The sequence below is a fragment of the Pontibacillus marinus BH030004 = DSM 16465 genome, assembly GCF_000425225.1.
Classification (GTDB): Bacteria; Bacillota; Bacilli; order Bacillales; family BH030062; genus Pontibacillus; species Pontibacillus marinus.
Genome location: NZ_KE384333.1, coordinates 1 through 13,151 on the forward strand (window position 1 = coordinate 1; position 13,151 = coordinate 13,151).

The following is a 13,151-nucleotide window of genomic DNA, read 5'->3' on the forward strand; positions in this document are numbered from 1 at the left end:
CTGTAGCAACACCGAACTACCCCACGTCGTGTGGGGCAGCAGGAAAGCAACCCGTTCCACAGCCCGCCGCTCTCCACAACAGCAACGGAACCTCTCAGTTTCAAGTCTTCAACATAACTGCCAGATTGTTGAATTACTCATGAAATCCTAAAAAAGTTTTTTAAAAAAGAAGGAGGAATCTTTTATAATTCCTCCTTCCAGCATTATATTCCATTATTCATCATCAACGATTGGATAAACACCGTTCTCATCATGAATCTCTTTCCCTGTTAGAGGAGGGTTAAAGACACAGACCATGCGCATGTCTGTGGTGCCACGTAGTAAATGTTCATCATGCTCATCTAAAGAATACACGGTACCAGCTTTAATTGGATGAACCTTTCCGTCTGATATCGTTTCAACTTCTCCTTCTCCCTCTATACAATAAACAGCTTCTAGGTGGTTTTGATACCAAATATGCGTTTCCGTTCCTGCTTTAATGACCGTGTCATGCATGGAGAAACCCATATTGTCCTGCTTAAGTAATAGGCGACGACTCGTCCAGTTCTCCCCCTTTACTTCATGTTCTGTTCCAATAACATCTTCTAATCTAACAGTCTTCATTCTTCGCAAATCCCCTTTCATCTTTTTCATACCGCTTACATTTATATATACAGTAACGATAAAGATTCATGAATTCAAGTAATATCGATTTTGATAAACTCCAAAGGAAATGAGTAGCTACTATTGAATCTATTATATAGACTATAAGGGCGAGCGGAAATCATGATTGGTTAGATGATTATAAAAAAATGCGCTTTATTCGTACCCGTACTCTAGCAGCTTTGGATCAACAACGGAAGAAATGGCGGACATAACATTAGCCTTTACTATGCCAGCTGATAATACTTAGTTAAACATAAGAAATCCCCGAGGTTATCCCCGGGGATTTCTAGTTTTTACATAGAAGTTGAAGAACCTTCACTTTGCTGCGCATTTTTTCGAGCCTTCTTGTCTTGCTTAAGCTTCAAGCGATCCTCATTGAGAGCCTTATAAAGCGAGTACATCATGAGGAGCATTATAATTGAGAACGGAAATGCTGCTGAGATCAGCGCATTTTGTAACCCTTGCAACCCTCCTGTATATAAGAGAATTGCTGCCATACTAGCCTGTGCAAGTCCCCAACTAAACTTAACGGTTTTAGGAGGATTTAATGACCCATTTGTAGTTTGCATACCCAGCACAAATGTTGCAGAGTCGGCTGAAGTGATGAAGAATGTGCCGATTAGGCAAAGTGCTACAATAGACAAAATAGTTCCTAAAGGGTACTCCATTAACGTACCAAATAGCTGTTTCTCTGTAGCAAGATTCGCAATTTCTTTAGCATTATCAAGCTCAATAGCTGACATTCCAAAAACAGAAAACCATAGAAAACTTACAAGAGAAGGTACTACTAATACTCCAATTAAGAACTCTCTGATTGTACGTCCACGTGATACACGTGCAATAAAGATCCCTACAAATGGAGACCAAGCGATCCACCATGCCCAATAGAAGACCGTCCAACCTTGAATCCATGAACTCTTGTCATCATCAAAAGGGGCCAAACGGAAACTCATGCTAGAAACATCGCGGAGATATTGACCAATCGTGTCTGTAAATACATTCATAATTACTAATGTAGGGCCAATAATGAGCATACCTGCAAACAGAATTAGAGCTAGGAACATGTTCGCATTACTTAGATATTTAATTCCTTTACTTAATCCAGTATAAGCTGAGAACATAAATAGAACCGTTACAACTCCAATAATAACCAGCTGTACCCAGAATGTATTTGGAATATCAAGTAGATAAGACAGTCCACCATTAATTTGTGTAGCTCCAAATCCTAAAGTTGTTGCAACACCAACAACAGTAGCAAAAATAGCAATAATATCAATGGCTTTTCCAATTGGACCTCGTACTTTTTCTCCTAAAATAGGATAAAGAGTTGCACTTACTAAACCAGGTGCCCCTCTTCTAAATTTAAAGTATGCTAATGATAAAGCGACCATCGCATATATAGCCCATGCATGGATTCCCCAGTGGAAATACGTAAATTTCAAAGATTCTTTTAGAGCCCCAGTAGTTCCTGCTTCAGCAGTAGGAGCATTCTTAACGTAATGGTGAAGAGGCTCAGCTACTCCCCAGAATACTAGCCCGATCCCCATACCTGCACTAAATAACATAGCAAACCAGGTAGGAAGACTATAGTCTGGAGATTCATCTGGCTTTCCTAATTTTAATTTTCCAAATGGACTAATAATGACAAATATACAAAATATCACAAATAATGTTACGACTAATAAGTAATACCATCCGAAATGAACACTGATATAATCACGAACAGTTTTCGTTACTAATTTAAGGTTATCAGGAGCTGTGGTGCCCCAAATTACTGATAGTGCTGAAATAGCGATAGATATCCAGAATACTAAAGTGACTTTATTAGATATTTTACTCACATCCGATCTCCTCTCCTATTATTATTTCTTCTTTATTGGCTACTGCGTCTACCCTTTCATAGGCGTAAATATATCAATGCTATACATATACCCACGATCAATGAATATAAACAATAGATATCTTAAGTTAGCCTAGTTCTACATAGCTTCTATACCGATTACTTCAGTATCTTTAAGACTGTTCGAAAATCACAATTAACTAACAAAAAAACTTCCCTAAAATGAATCATGATAATTTTTCATATTGTGATTTTTTGTTATAGTATATATTTAGAGTATCGAAATAAATGAACGAAATATATGAAAGAAGGGATCTATTATTATAGATCAAGAGAAAAGTGCAAAACGAAATTTAATGATCATGTGGTTTGCCAACTTTTTCATAGCTGGCAGTATGACGATGGTCATGCCTTTCTTATCGTTATATATTGAGACCTTTGGAGAATTCTCTGATGCCTACGTGCAACGGTGGTCTGGGTTAGTTTTCGGAATTACCTTTTTCACTGCATTTCTCTTTTCACCAATATGGGGACGTTTCGGAGATCATTATGGTAGGAAAAAGATTTTAATCATTTCTGGTATCGGCCTTTCTATAAGCGTATTGCTGATGGGATTTGTAACCTCTGTATTTCAATTATTTATACTCCGATTGTTCATGGGAGTATTTACGGGTTTTATTTCTACATCCCAAGCTATGATTTCTACTCAAACCCCTAGAGAGTCCTCAGGAAGTGCATTGGGTACACTTCAGACAGGTAATGTATCTGGGGCTTTGATGGGCCCTATGTTCGGTGGCATTTTAGCGGACAGTATTGGTTTCGCTTTAACTTTCCAGTTAACAGCTATCACCCTGTTTCTTGCAGCCATGTTTGTTATGTTTGGTGTTCAAGAGTTTAAAGTGGCAGAGGATACAGGTGAAGATGATGATCGCTCTTATTCTCGAAAAGAAGTGCTTCAACACATCTTGAAGAGCCCTGTTTTGCTTATGGTCATGATTGTATCCATGTTTGTTCAAATTGCCCATTTCAGTATTCAACCTATTTTAGCTCTGTTTGTTAACGAGATACACGGTAGCGCGAATATTGCCTTTTTCTCAGGAATCGCCTTCTCTGCCGCTGGGGTAGGGAATTTATTAATGGCTAAGCGCTGGGGAAGCATTGCGGATAAAATCGGGTATGAAAAAGTACTGCTTTTCTTACTTATTGCTTCTGGTGTCGTATATTTACCAGGAGCCTTCGTGGAAAATATCTGGCAGCTTCTTGTCTTAAGGTTCCTACTTGGAATTACAATTGGAGGCATCATCCCTGTAAGAACAGCATATATACGTCAGGTTGCCCCCGTTTCCATTCAAGGTGAGGTTTTAGGCTACACCACCAGCCTTCGTTTCCTTGGAAACATCATTGGCCCCGCTTTAGGAGGATTTTTAGCTGGATCATTTGGATTCACTTCTGTTTTTGTTACAACAACTCTACTGTTATTAGCAAGCGGATTTAGTTTAGGACTTATATTACAAAAACAACCAAGTACAGTTAAAAGATATGGATAAGGGTGCTCTAGCAGCACCCTTTTTTAATCACCCATTCAACCTGTCATAAAGACGCTTGAACACTATAGCTTGGGCCCATAATGGCAAGGGATCATTCACTTTTTGCTTCCATTCCTCCCCTTCTAAAAGGCCTTCTTCATACAACCACTCGACTGCTTCTTGTTTCCAGGAAGCGATACTCTCCCACTGTTGTTCAGGATTTCTGTACGTATGACCAAAGTATTCTGATATAGCCTGTGCATGGTTTCTAGCTACTTTTCTTCTGTATTCGCTCGTTTTCATTAGAGCAAGATCTTCTTCGTTTGTCATGAACCCATTCTCGGTTAGAATAGCGACCATCTTTGTTTCTCGAATGACATGGAAATTTGTCCATTCTCCAATCTTGGATGCATGTACACCATCCCCATGTAAATGTATACCTGAGTGTTGCATATGTTTAGCGAAAAGGTAAGCTAGTCGTTTCCCCTCATCTGAAGAGTGCCAGTAGAAGCAACAAGATCCCCGCGTATAAGGGTCATTTGAAGCATTTGCATGAACACTCCAAAACAAATCAACATCTGTTCTATTCGCAAGATCCGTTCTTTCTTTTAGCGAAACTTCTTTACCATATAAGGGTTGTGTAAGGAGAACAGAAAAGCCGTTGTACTCAAGAAACTCCTTTAAAAAACTCACTACACTTGCATTAAATTGATGTTCTTCAAAAACTTCCCCGTTTGTCTCTATCCCTTTTGCGTTCCTCTGCTCGTAAGTATCTTGTCCATGTCCTGCGTCTAATGCAATTCTGACCATATCGCCTCACCTCTGCTATAAGTTTGTTAATATTGTGCCACATAATGGTATAAACAGGGTGATTACTCCAAAATTTACATCTATTTTACCGGTCACTGTTAGGACTTTTGATCCGAATTTTATCAATGTAAGAACAAAATTAGCTTGCGATTAGGAGGTTAGCCTAATGACTTCTTACAATGAAGGAAATGTCCAATCAGAAGATCCAGTAACTCAAGAGAAACGTTCTAAGAAACATTATAAAAAACCTTGGTATAACCAAGGGTGGTTGTGGCTTATCATTGCAATCATTAGCTTAGGTATATTTTTCTTCTTATTTCAAGGACTAATAGATCAATTAAGTCAACTAACACAAGCAACTCAAGAACAAAATCAAATTCTTTCTGGTATTAAAGAGAAGATGAATGAATTAATGGTTGAACTGAATCGTGTCGCATCAGATGTTGTACAAGTCATTCAAAGTAAAACGAAAGCTTAAATTAATTCTTATTTCCTTTTTGTTCAGTGGATACCTTTATAAGCCCCACCTAATGTGGGGCTATACACCTTCAATTTCATCCAAGACTGGATAAACAGCTTCTACACCTTTTTCAGCGACAAGACAACTTACCCCGAGAGGTGTTTCCCAAAAAGATTCAGGAATAACAGGGTTCTTCAATCCTGCTGCAGAAAATAGTGCGCGGTAAATTCGATGCAAGTGCTGTTGCGTAACAGCTCTATCCTGCTCCTTCTCTCCTCTAGCTAGAAGAAATACATAGCGCATGGATTGAAACAAGTTCTCTCCTGGCATAAAAGTGAAATTTTTATAAAGTTGCATTCGCTCTTCCACATCTTCTTTTATCGCATCTTTTACTGCTAGATCCTCTAAATGTTCATATAGGTGGCGATACACTTGTTGAAATACGCGTCTCTTTTCATTTTGCATCACTTCGTCTGTGTAGATCTCTTGTAGTTTTGCGTGAGCTTTTTCCGGTGTCCAGTTCAACTTGACTCCTCCCTTGAAAGCGTTTCACCCATTGTAACAAAACTTTATTGTATGGTGTTGTATCTAGCAAGACAACCTAAGAAGAAAAGCGTGAGACATGAGTACCATGTACGGCATATGTTAAAATAGGATCAAAATGTTGAAGTAAAAGGAAGTGACAGCATGCGTGTCGTAAACAACATCGCTGATTTAATTGGAAACACACCGCTCGTAAAGCTAAACCGCATCGTTCCTGAAGGTGGAGCAGATGTGTATATGAAACTAGAAATGTTTAACCCAAGCGGAAGCGTTAAGGACCGTGCCGCTTATAATATGTTAGTGGAAGCTGAAAAGTCAGGAAAACTTAAAGAAGGTTCCACAATCATAGAACCAACTAGCGGGAATACTGGGATTGGACTTGCCATGAATGCTTCAGCTCGTGGCTATCGTGCGATTCTTGTTATGCCTGATACGATGACACAAGAGCGCATCAACTTATTGAAAGCCTATGGTGCTGAAGTTGAGCTGACTCCTGGAGCAGAGAAAATGCCAGGTGCTATTAAACGTGCTGAGGAACTAGCAAAAGAAATCCCAAATAGCTTTGTTCCTATGCAATTTAAGAACATGGCTAACCCTGATGCTCACCGCAACACAACTGCAACAGAAATTATTGAGGCCATGGATGAGCTAGGCAAACCACTATCTGCTTTCGTTTCTACTGCAGGTACTGGCGGAACTGTGACAGGCACAGGGGAAACGCTAAAGGATCATTACAAAGATCTTTCTGTACACGTGGTAGAGCCACATGGATCTCCTGTTTTATCTGGCGGAAAGCCTGGTAAGCACAAACTAGTTGGAACGAGCCCTGGTTTCATCCCAGATATCTTAAACCAAGATGTCTATGATGAAATTTTCAAAATCACGGATGAAGATGCTTATGATATTACGCGTCGTCTGGCTCGTGAAGAAGGTATTCTAGTTGGACCTTCAGCAGGAGCTGCTACGTATGCCGCTATGGAAGTAGCAAAACGTAAGCAACCGGGTGAAGTTGTGGTTTGTATTGCACCTGATACAGGTGAACGTTACCTTTCTGGTGATTTATTTAAATTTGATTAAACAAAAGGTCATCAGCATCTAATGTGCTGATGACCTTTTTATGTACCATGATGGTCGCTATCAAAATCAGGCTCTCTTTCCTCCTCTTCATCATGTTTCTTTTTCAAGTATTCTCCAATAACTGAACTGTTAATGCCGTTTCTTACAGCTGTTTCAATGATAAGGTAAAGTATTAATAACGATATAACATATACAACAATAGAAATGATCATGTTAACCCCCTCCCTATACCAATAATTTGGAAATGATAACATTTACTTTATAAGGTGACCTCTCCTTTGTAAATCCTAAAGTGTTAAGAGTCCACTTGGCCGACAATATAGGTTTGATGATTTTGCTTCATTGCATTATAAACTCCCCTTGATATTTCATGGTGTGTAAGCCATCTTTGCTCAGCTCGAACATAACCTAATATGACTTCCTGGTATGAACAGGTATTATTAGTGCTAGGGATAAAGTTTTCAGAAGGACGAGCTGCACGACTACCTTTCACATGAACAAGTTCCCAATTTTCTTGTTTTTGGCCAACCTCATCACACATTTTTTGAAGAGTAGCATACCCCTCTTTATGGAACCAAGCGACTACCTTACTAACTGGCTTTTGTTTTAGGATATGCAAGATATCCTCTATGAAAGTGTCTTCTACTGTATAATCTGATGAATATGTATTTAGTAACTCAGGTTGAGGAGCTTGATCGTGCAAACTTTTTAATTTGCTTTTATTTCGAGCCACAACCGTTACTTCATTCCCTTCTTTGTTTAAGGTTAGGGCTAATTCTTTTAACATCCCGCTTCCACCGATAATTAAAATGTGTTTTGACATACAATAGTCTCCTTCCAATTTATTTATTGTTTGTATCGGAATTCATTTTGCTTTTGTTACTATAATAATATTCTTCTTAACATACAAAAAGCCAGGTGTTTAATCACCTGGCTTAAGTTTAATCAAAATATTTACGCTTCTTGATGTTTTTGTTCCGTCTTATTAATTAAAGATGTTCCAACAAGGTCACCTGTTACGTTCAAGGCTGTTGCACCCATTCCAACTAGAGCATCGATAGAAGTTAGTATAGCAACTGCTTCCATTGGTAGTCCGACTTGAGCGAACACTGTAGCAATCATTACGATCCCAGCTCCAGGCACACCTGCTGTACCAATGGATGCTAGTGTCCCAACGATCACGATCATTAACATGCTTGTGAAGCCTAGTGTCGTATCTGTGTAATTCGCAGCAAATACAGCTGATACTGCAATACGAATTGCAGCTCCATCCATGTTAATCGTTGCTCCAAGAGGTAAGCTGAAGCCGTATAAGCTTTTGGATAAACCTAAGCGATTAGCGGCATTTAGTGTTACTGGCAATGTCCCTGAACTACTTTGGGTAACAAATGCTGTAATCATTGGTGTACGAGCTTGAGAGAAAAACTGGTTTGGCTTCATTTTAAATGTCACCATCATCAACACATAGATTCCAATTTGTGCAATCAACGCAACATAAAGAACAAAGACCATATTACCTAGAGATAAAATGGTATCCATTCCTTGCTTACCAACCGTTTGAGCAATGATCGCAAAAATTCCGATTGGAACATATTGCAGAATGACATTCATAATTTTAAATGTAGCTTCATTTAACCCATTAAACACTTTATAAATGTGTTCACCTAAGCCCCCATGCTCTTTAGAACTTCGTAATGCGGCAATCGCAATACCGAAAACTAATGCCGTAAAGATAATTCCAAGAAGGTTCATCTCACTAAATGCTGTCACAATGTTCTTCGGCACGATGTTTAGTAACACACTTGCTACACCAGGGTGTTCATTTGCCTCAATAGTTGAATCAGTCTCTGCTGTTACACCTGAACCTGGATCAAACAAACTTGCTACAGTCAATCCTACAGTCATGGCTAAGGCAGACGTTACAACGTAATACATAAACACCTTTCCACCCATGCGCCCTAAATCACCTAACTTTGTCTGGTTCACACCAACAACCAAAGTGAAAAGTATAAGCGGAATGATGATAAATTGAAGTAATCGCATTAACAAATCGCCTAATGGAGCTAGTACAGTTGCTTGCTCTCCAAAAATAAGACCAACAATAATACCTAAAATAAGTGCAATAGTAATTTTCACAATTAATGAAGTATCTGTATAGACTTTCAACAGTTTCATATCATTAACCCTCCTCACTATAATTTCTATTAAACCTATTAAAACTATCGGAATTAGTAGTATTAAAATACATGATAGTTAGGTAATCTGTCAAAATGTAAAAATTCCCTTATTATCCGCTAGTCAGAGCTTTTACGAAACACAAACAATAACAGACCACATAATAAAGACAAACCAAAGAAAGAAGCTACATAATACCATGGAGACAAGACAACCCCATAAACAACATCTTCTTGAAAATGCTTCATTTCACTCCATTCATGTGAAATGCTTGGCTGATATAGTTTCGTCTTAACAAAACCATAAAACCACATGCTAGCAAAATAGGCTATATGAATAATGAGTGAATAAATTACCGCCTTATAAGCAATCTTCATTTTGAATCTCCCTTACAAACCTTTAATAATAACTGATTAGTTTCATTCTATCATGCATTCACTGTTTTCCATAAAATTACCAATACCTCTTTTTCTATAATCCCTCAGAATAACAAAAAGAGGAAGGTTAACCTTCCTCTCTTATCATCAATACTATTTCATTTCTTTATCGTACATTCATTTCACTAGGCTTTGGACCTTTTCGTTCATCACGATCCAATGCTTTGATTCTACTCATATCCTCTTCGTCCAACTCAAAGTCGAATACGTCGAAGTTTTCTTCAATACGAGAAGGTGTCACTGATTTCGGAATGACGATTGTTCCATTCTGTAAATGCCAGCGAATGATCACTTGAGCTACTGTTTTGTTATGCTTCTGAGCAATAGCTTGCATGTCTTCCCGATTTAATACATCTCCACCTTGCATTAGAGGACTCCAAGCTTCTACATGAATACCATGTTCTTCACAAAATGCTTTCACTTCTTTTTGTTGTAGGTACGGGTGACACTCAATTTGGTTAACAGCTGGAATTACGTCACACTCATCAAGCAAACGCTGTAAATGATCTCGATCAAAATTACATACACCAATAGCTTTCACACGACCTTCATGATAAAGCTTTTCCATAGCTTTATATGTCTCTACGTAATCATCAAACTCTGGGGTTGGCCAGTGAATCAAGTAGAGATCTACATAATCTAATCCAAGCTTTTCTAAACTGTCATCAAAAGCTTTTAATGTATTCTCGTAACCTTGATCTGTATTCCAAACCTTTGTTGTAATAAACAGATCCTCACGCGGGACATTACTCTCTTTAATAGCTTGTCCAACGCCTCGTTCATTTTTATAAATAGCTGCAGTGTCAATAGCACGATATCCAGTTTCTATTGCCTTTTTTACTGAAGGCACAGCATCTTTTTCCTCCACTTGCCATACGCCAAATCCTAGCTGTGGCATTTTCACTTGTTGGTGCAGGGTTACATATTGCATGATCATTCTCCCTTTCTTCAGTAGAGTAGGTTGATTATAGCAAAATGGATTGGAATTTATGAATTGATTTGTTTGGGTTGTATTAAACAATAAGAAGGATTACTATATTAAAATTATATATTATAAGATTTTCATAAATATTTACTGTAAAAACACACGAAATATATTTTATAAATAAAACATTTGTGTTAGTTTAATAATAATACAACATTTCCAAAAAGTTGAAATTTAGAGGTTGTGAAAATGGGATATCCATTTAAGGAGGACAAGTTTGGCCAATAAAACATCAGGTTATGAAGACTATTCGATCGACTTATTAGCAAAGCTATACTTTGAGATTGAAAAAAACATTGAGCAAGGCAACTTATCAGAAGCTATGCACCTTGAGCAAGACTTGATTAGAAAGGCCATTCAGGAAAAAGGAATTTCTCTTATGGATTTGCATATAAAAAAGCTCTAACAAATTATAAGGATTTCCTATACTTGTAGTGGCTCCCTTTCCCTCTAGATCCAGTTATACCTCCCCCTGCTCCTAACCCTTTTTTCTACTTAAATTCAAAAATCTAAATATACTTTCAAAAAAAGCACTATCGCTTACGATAGTGCCTTACATTCCTTTCATTTGATATACAATTAGTGTTGCTGTTACATAGACCACCACAATCAGACTAGGTGGCATAATGTATAGAAAAGTTGATCGTTGTTTCTTCCTTGTAATACTATACAAAATAATTAATACAACAATGATTGAAGCAACACTTGTGACAATGTTCGATGGACTAGCATGCGCGAATAAATTATTTTTCATATATATAGCATCCGTAAAGGAAAGTAACATGATATTAAAAGCGTTACTTCCTAATAAAGAGCTGACGCCCATACTATAATTTCGCAACTTCAATGCTGTTATAACACTAACTGCATCAGGAAGTGATGTACTGGCTCCTACTAAGAATGAGCCTACAAAGGAAGAGCCAAGTCCTGTAATACTCGCAATTTTATCCGCTGTAACAGTAAGGACAGACCCTACCAGCATAATAGCGAAAGCAAATAACGCAAAACGAATGATCACTTTATTATACGAATACTCATTGTATTTCTCATTCTTTCGATTGCGTCGCTTTACTCTCTTTTCGGTTTTGTTATTAATCCACTTGACTCCACCAAAATACATAAGGACCAACACCACAGAGTTATACCCAATGTGGAATAAATGAGTTGGTAGAGTTAAAGTCAGACCCGCCAAAACAACGAGGGTCATTATGATTACTAAGTAAATGTAAAGTACACTCCCGATATCTGTTTGTCCCATCACCTGATGGCGTCTAAACACGATATCAAGTACAGCTAATGCAAGTAAATTAAATAAATTGCTTCCTAATAAATTCCCGATAGCAATATCCGGACTATCAATTGCAATTGCGGTCACACTAGCTGTCAGTTCAGGTAGGGATATGGCCGCTCCAATTATGATTCCCATAAAAGCGGATGTAGTTTTTGTTTTTTCACTAACTGCATCACCGTACATGGCTAAACGACTCGATACAAAATAGGCTGCTACGGCTGCTGCTAAAAATAAGGCAATAATTAGTATATTGGTCATATGGTTTACTCCTAACGAAAGGGTTCGATTTATAATAAATTCCCCTTGTAAACCGATATAAACTAGAAGAATTGAACTCCTCTTATTGGTCCGGAAATAAACAGACCATTTTTCTTTTGTTTTTCCCTTCTGTAATAATAGAAGGGAAGTGTAGTTCAATATTAAGGGGAAACGCTATGTATAGAACTTTAGGAATTTTGTACGTATTAATTGGTGCTGCTAGTTTTGGATTTACGCCTATTTTTGTGAAAATGGGATTTGAAAAAGGGTATTCACTTGGTCAATTAAATATTATCCAGATGATTATAGCTTTTTTACTATTATGGGGTATTGTATTCATAAAAAAGCCTGCAACAAAAGGATTACATAAACAAAGCATCTTAAAAATCATGATTACAGGTACATTTGTAGGACTGACAAGTATTTTTTATTATGGAGCTATTCAGTACTTACCAGCATCATTAGCAATCATTTTACTCTTTCAATTTGTATGGATTGGGATGATTTATGATTGGTTATTCAATAAAGTCAAGCCTACGACAATAAACCTAATAACTTTAGCAGTCACACTTACGGGTGTCTTTTTTGCTTCCAATATTTTAAATGGTAGCCTACAAGAATTACCTTTAATCGGATTTTTCTTTGGAATCTTATCAGGATTCACCTATGCAGGATTTATTTTTTTCAGTGGACAAGTAGCAATCAACGTCCACCCGTTGCTTCGCAGCCCTTTAATGGTTACAGGATCTTTAGTTTTAGTCTTGGTTGTTTTTATAGCAGATATTTCAAGTGTTCACCTTCATGATGCCGAGTTGTGGAAAGTAGGGATAGGCGTAGCACTTTTTGGAGCTATATTGCCTCCATTATTTTTTGCTTTGGGAGCTCACCGAATCCCAGGGGCACTTGCAAACGTATTGAGCTCTATTGAATTACCGGTTGCAATTATTTCAGCAAGCATTATTTTGTCTGAGACTGTTAATAGGATTCAATGGATAGGGATTATACTAATTATTTTAGCTATTATTATAAATGAATTTGGATCTTATATCATAAAGAAAAGGGATGCCCATTAAGAGTCATCCCTTGTTTTACGTTTAATGAAAG

At 37.7% G+C, this 13,151-nt stretch carries 15 protein-coding genes; 5 read left to right on the forward strand and 10 right to left on the reverse strand.

All coding sequences use genetic code 11. From position 1 onward, the window contains the following. Nucleotides 1-213: 213 nt before the first annotated feature. The gene (locus tag H514_RS0118735) at nt 214-603 is read right to left on the reverse strand and encodes an ectoine synthase (RefSeq protein ID WP_027448345.1); all 390 of its coding nucleotides are present in this window, start codon (nt 601-603) and stop codon (nt 214-216) included. Between the two features lie 335 nt (nt 604-938). Further along, the gene (locus H514_RS0118740; protein ID WP_027448346.1) at nt 939-2,477 is read right to left on the reverse strand and encodes a glycine betaine uptake BCCT transporter; all 1,539 of its coding nucleotides are present in this window, start codon (nt 2,475-2,477) and stop codon (nt 939-941) included. 364 nt (nt 2,478-2,841) lie between these two features. Here H514_RS0118740 and H514_RS23495 point away from each other — a divergent pair, with 364 nt between their 5' ends. Then, nucleotides 2,842-4,032 carry an MFS transporter gene (locus H514_RS23495; RefSeq protein ID WP_197063116.1) on the forward strand — a complete coding sequence of 397 codons (1,191 nt, stop codon included), beginning with the start codon at nt 2,842-2,844 and terminating at the stop codon, nt 4,030-4,032. Nucleotides 4,033-4,059: 27 nt separating this feature from the next. Here H514_RS23495 and H514_RS0118750 read toward each other — a convergent pair whose 3' ends face one another. After that, nucleotides 4,060-4,821, reverse strand: coding sequence for an N-acetylmuramoyl-L-alanine amidase family protein (locus H514_RS0118750; protein WP_027448347.1), 762 nt, complete (start codon nt 4,819-4,821; stop codon nt 4,060-4,062). A 166-nt stretch (nt 4,822-4,987) separates the two neighbouring features. Here H514_RS0118750 and H514_RS0118755 point away from each other — a divergent pair, with 166 nt between their 5' ends. After that, entirely contained in the window at nt 4,988-5,299 is a 312-nt protein-coding gene (locus H514_RS0118755) for a hypothetical protein (RefSeq protein WP_027448348.1), read from the forward strand. A gap of 60 nt (nt 5,300-5,359) precedes the next feature. On the opposite strand, the gene H514_RS0118760 is transcribed toward H514_RS0118755, so the two are convergent. Beyond that, nucleotides 5,360-5,806, reverse strand: coding sequence for a hypothetical protein (locus H514_RS0118760; protein WP_027448349.1), 447 nt, complete (start codon nt 5,804-5,806; stop codon nt 5,360-5,362). A gap of 162 nt (nt 5,807-5,968) precedes the next feature. On the opposite strand from H514_RS0118760, the gene cysK reads away from it, so the two are divergent. Further along, on the forward strand, nt 5,969-6,901 hold the full coding sequence (gene cysK, locus H514_RS0118765; protein WP_027448350.1) for a cysteine synthase A: 933 nt from the start codon (nt 5,969-5,971) through the stop codon (nt 6,899-6,901). Between the two features lie 38 nt (nt 6,902-6,939). Here cysK and H514_RS24090 read toward each other — a convergent pair whose 3' ends face one another. The 5 genes from H514_RS24090 to H514_RS0118790 form a co-directional block, all read right to left on the reverse strand. Beyond that, on the reverse strand, nt 6,940-7,113 hold the full coding sequence (locus H514_RS24090; protein WP_231566626.1) for a hypothetical protein: 174 nt from the start codon (nt 7,111-7,113) through the stop codon (nt 6,940-6,942). Between the two features lie 83 nt (nt 7,114-7,196). Next, complete coding sequence (locus tag H514_RS0118775; protein WP_027448351.1) at nt 7,197-7,724, reverse strand: Rossmann-fold NAD(P)-binding domain-containing protein; 528 nt, start codon at nt 7,722-7,724, stop codon at nt 7,197-7,199. Nucleotides 7,725-7,855: 131 nt separating this feature from the next. Further along, nucleotides 7,856-9,076: a dicarboxylate/amino acid:cation symporter gene (locus H514_RS0118780; protein ID WP_027448352.1), complete on the reverse strand. Its 1,221-nt coding sequence runs from the start codon at nt 9,074-9,076 to the stop codon at nt 7,856-7,858. A 119-nt stretch (nt 9,077-9,195) separates the two neighbouring features. Then, nucleotides 9,196-9,453, reverse strand: a complete 258-nt coding sequence (locus H514_RS0118785) for a hypothetical protein (protein WP_027448353.1) — start codon at nt 9,451-9,453, stop codon at nt 9,196-9,198. A 166-nt stretch (nt 9,454-9,619) separates the two neighbouring features. Beyond that, a complete protein-coding gene (locus tag H514_RS0118790; protein ID WP_027448354.1) occupies nt 9,620-10,444 on the reverse strand; it encodes an aldo/keto reductase in 825 nt (274 codons plus the stop codon). A gap of 271 nt (nt 10,445-10,715) precedes the next feature. Between H514_RS0118790 and H514_RS0118795 the strand changes: the two genes are divergently transcribed. After that, on the forward strand, nt 10,716-10,904 hold the full coding sequence (locus H514_RS0118795) for a hypothetical protein (protein WP_027448355.1): 189 nt from the start codon (nt 10,716-10,718) through the stop codon (nt 10,902-10,904). Between the two features lie 147 nt (nt 10,905-11,051). On the opposite strand, the gene H514_RS0118800 is transcribed toward H514_RS0118795, so the two are convergent. Continuing rightward, a complete protein-coding gene (locus H514_RS0118800; protein ID WP_027448356.1) occupies nt 11,052-12,047 on the reverse strand; it encodes a sodium:calcium antiporter in 996 nt (331 codons plus the stop codon). 176 nt (nt 12,048-12,223) lie between these two features. Between H514_RS0118800 and H514_RS0118805 the strand changes: the two genes are divergently transcribed. Then, on the forward strand, nt 12,224-13,120 hold the full coding sequence (locus H514_RS0118805) for an EamA family transporter (protein ID WP_027448357.1): 897 nt from the start codon (nt 12,224-12,226) through the stop codon (nt 13,118-13,120). Nucleotides 13,121-13,151: the final 31 nt, after the last annotated feature.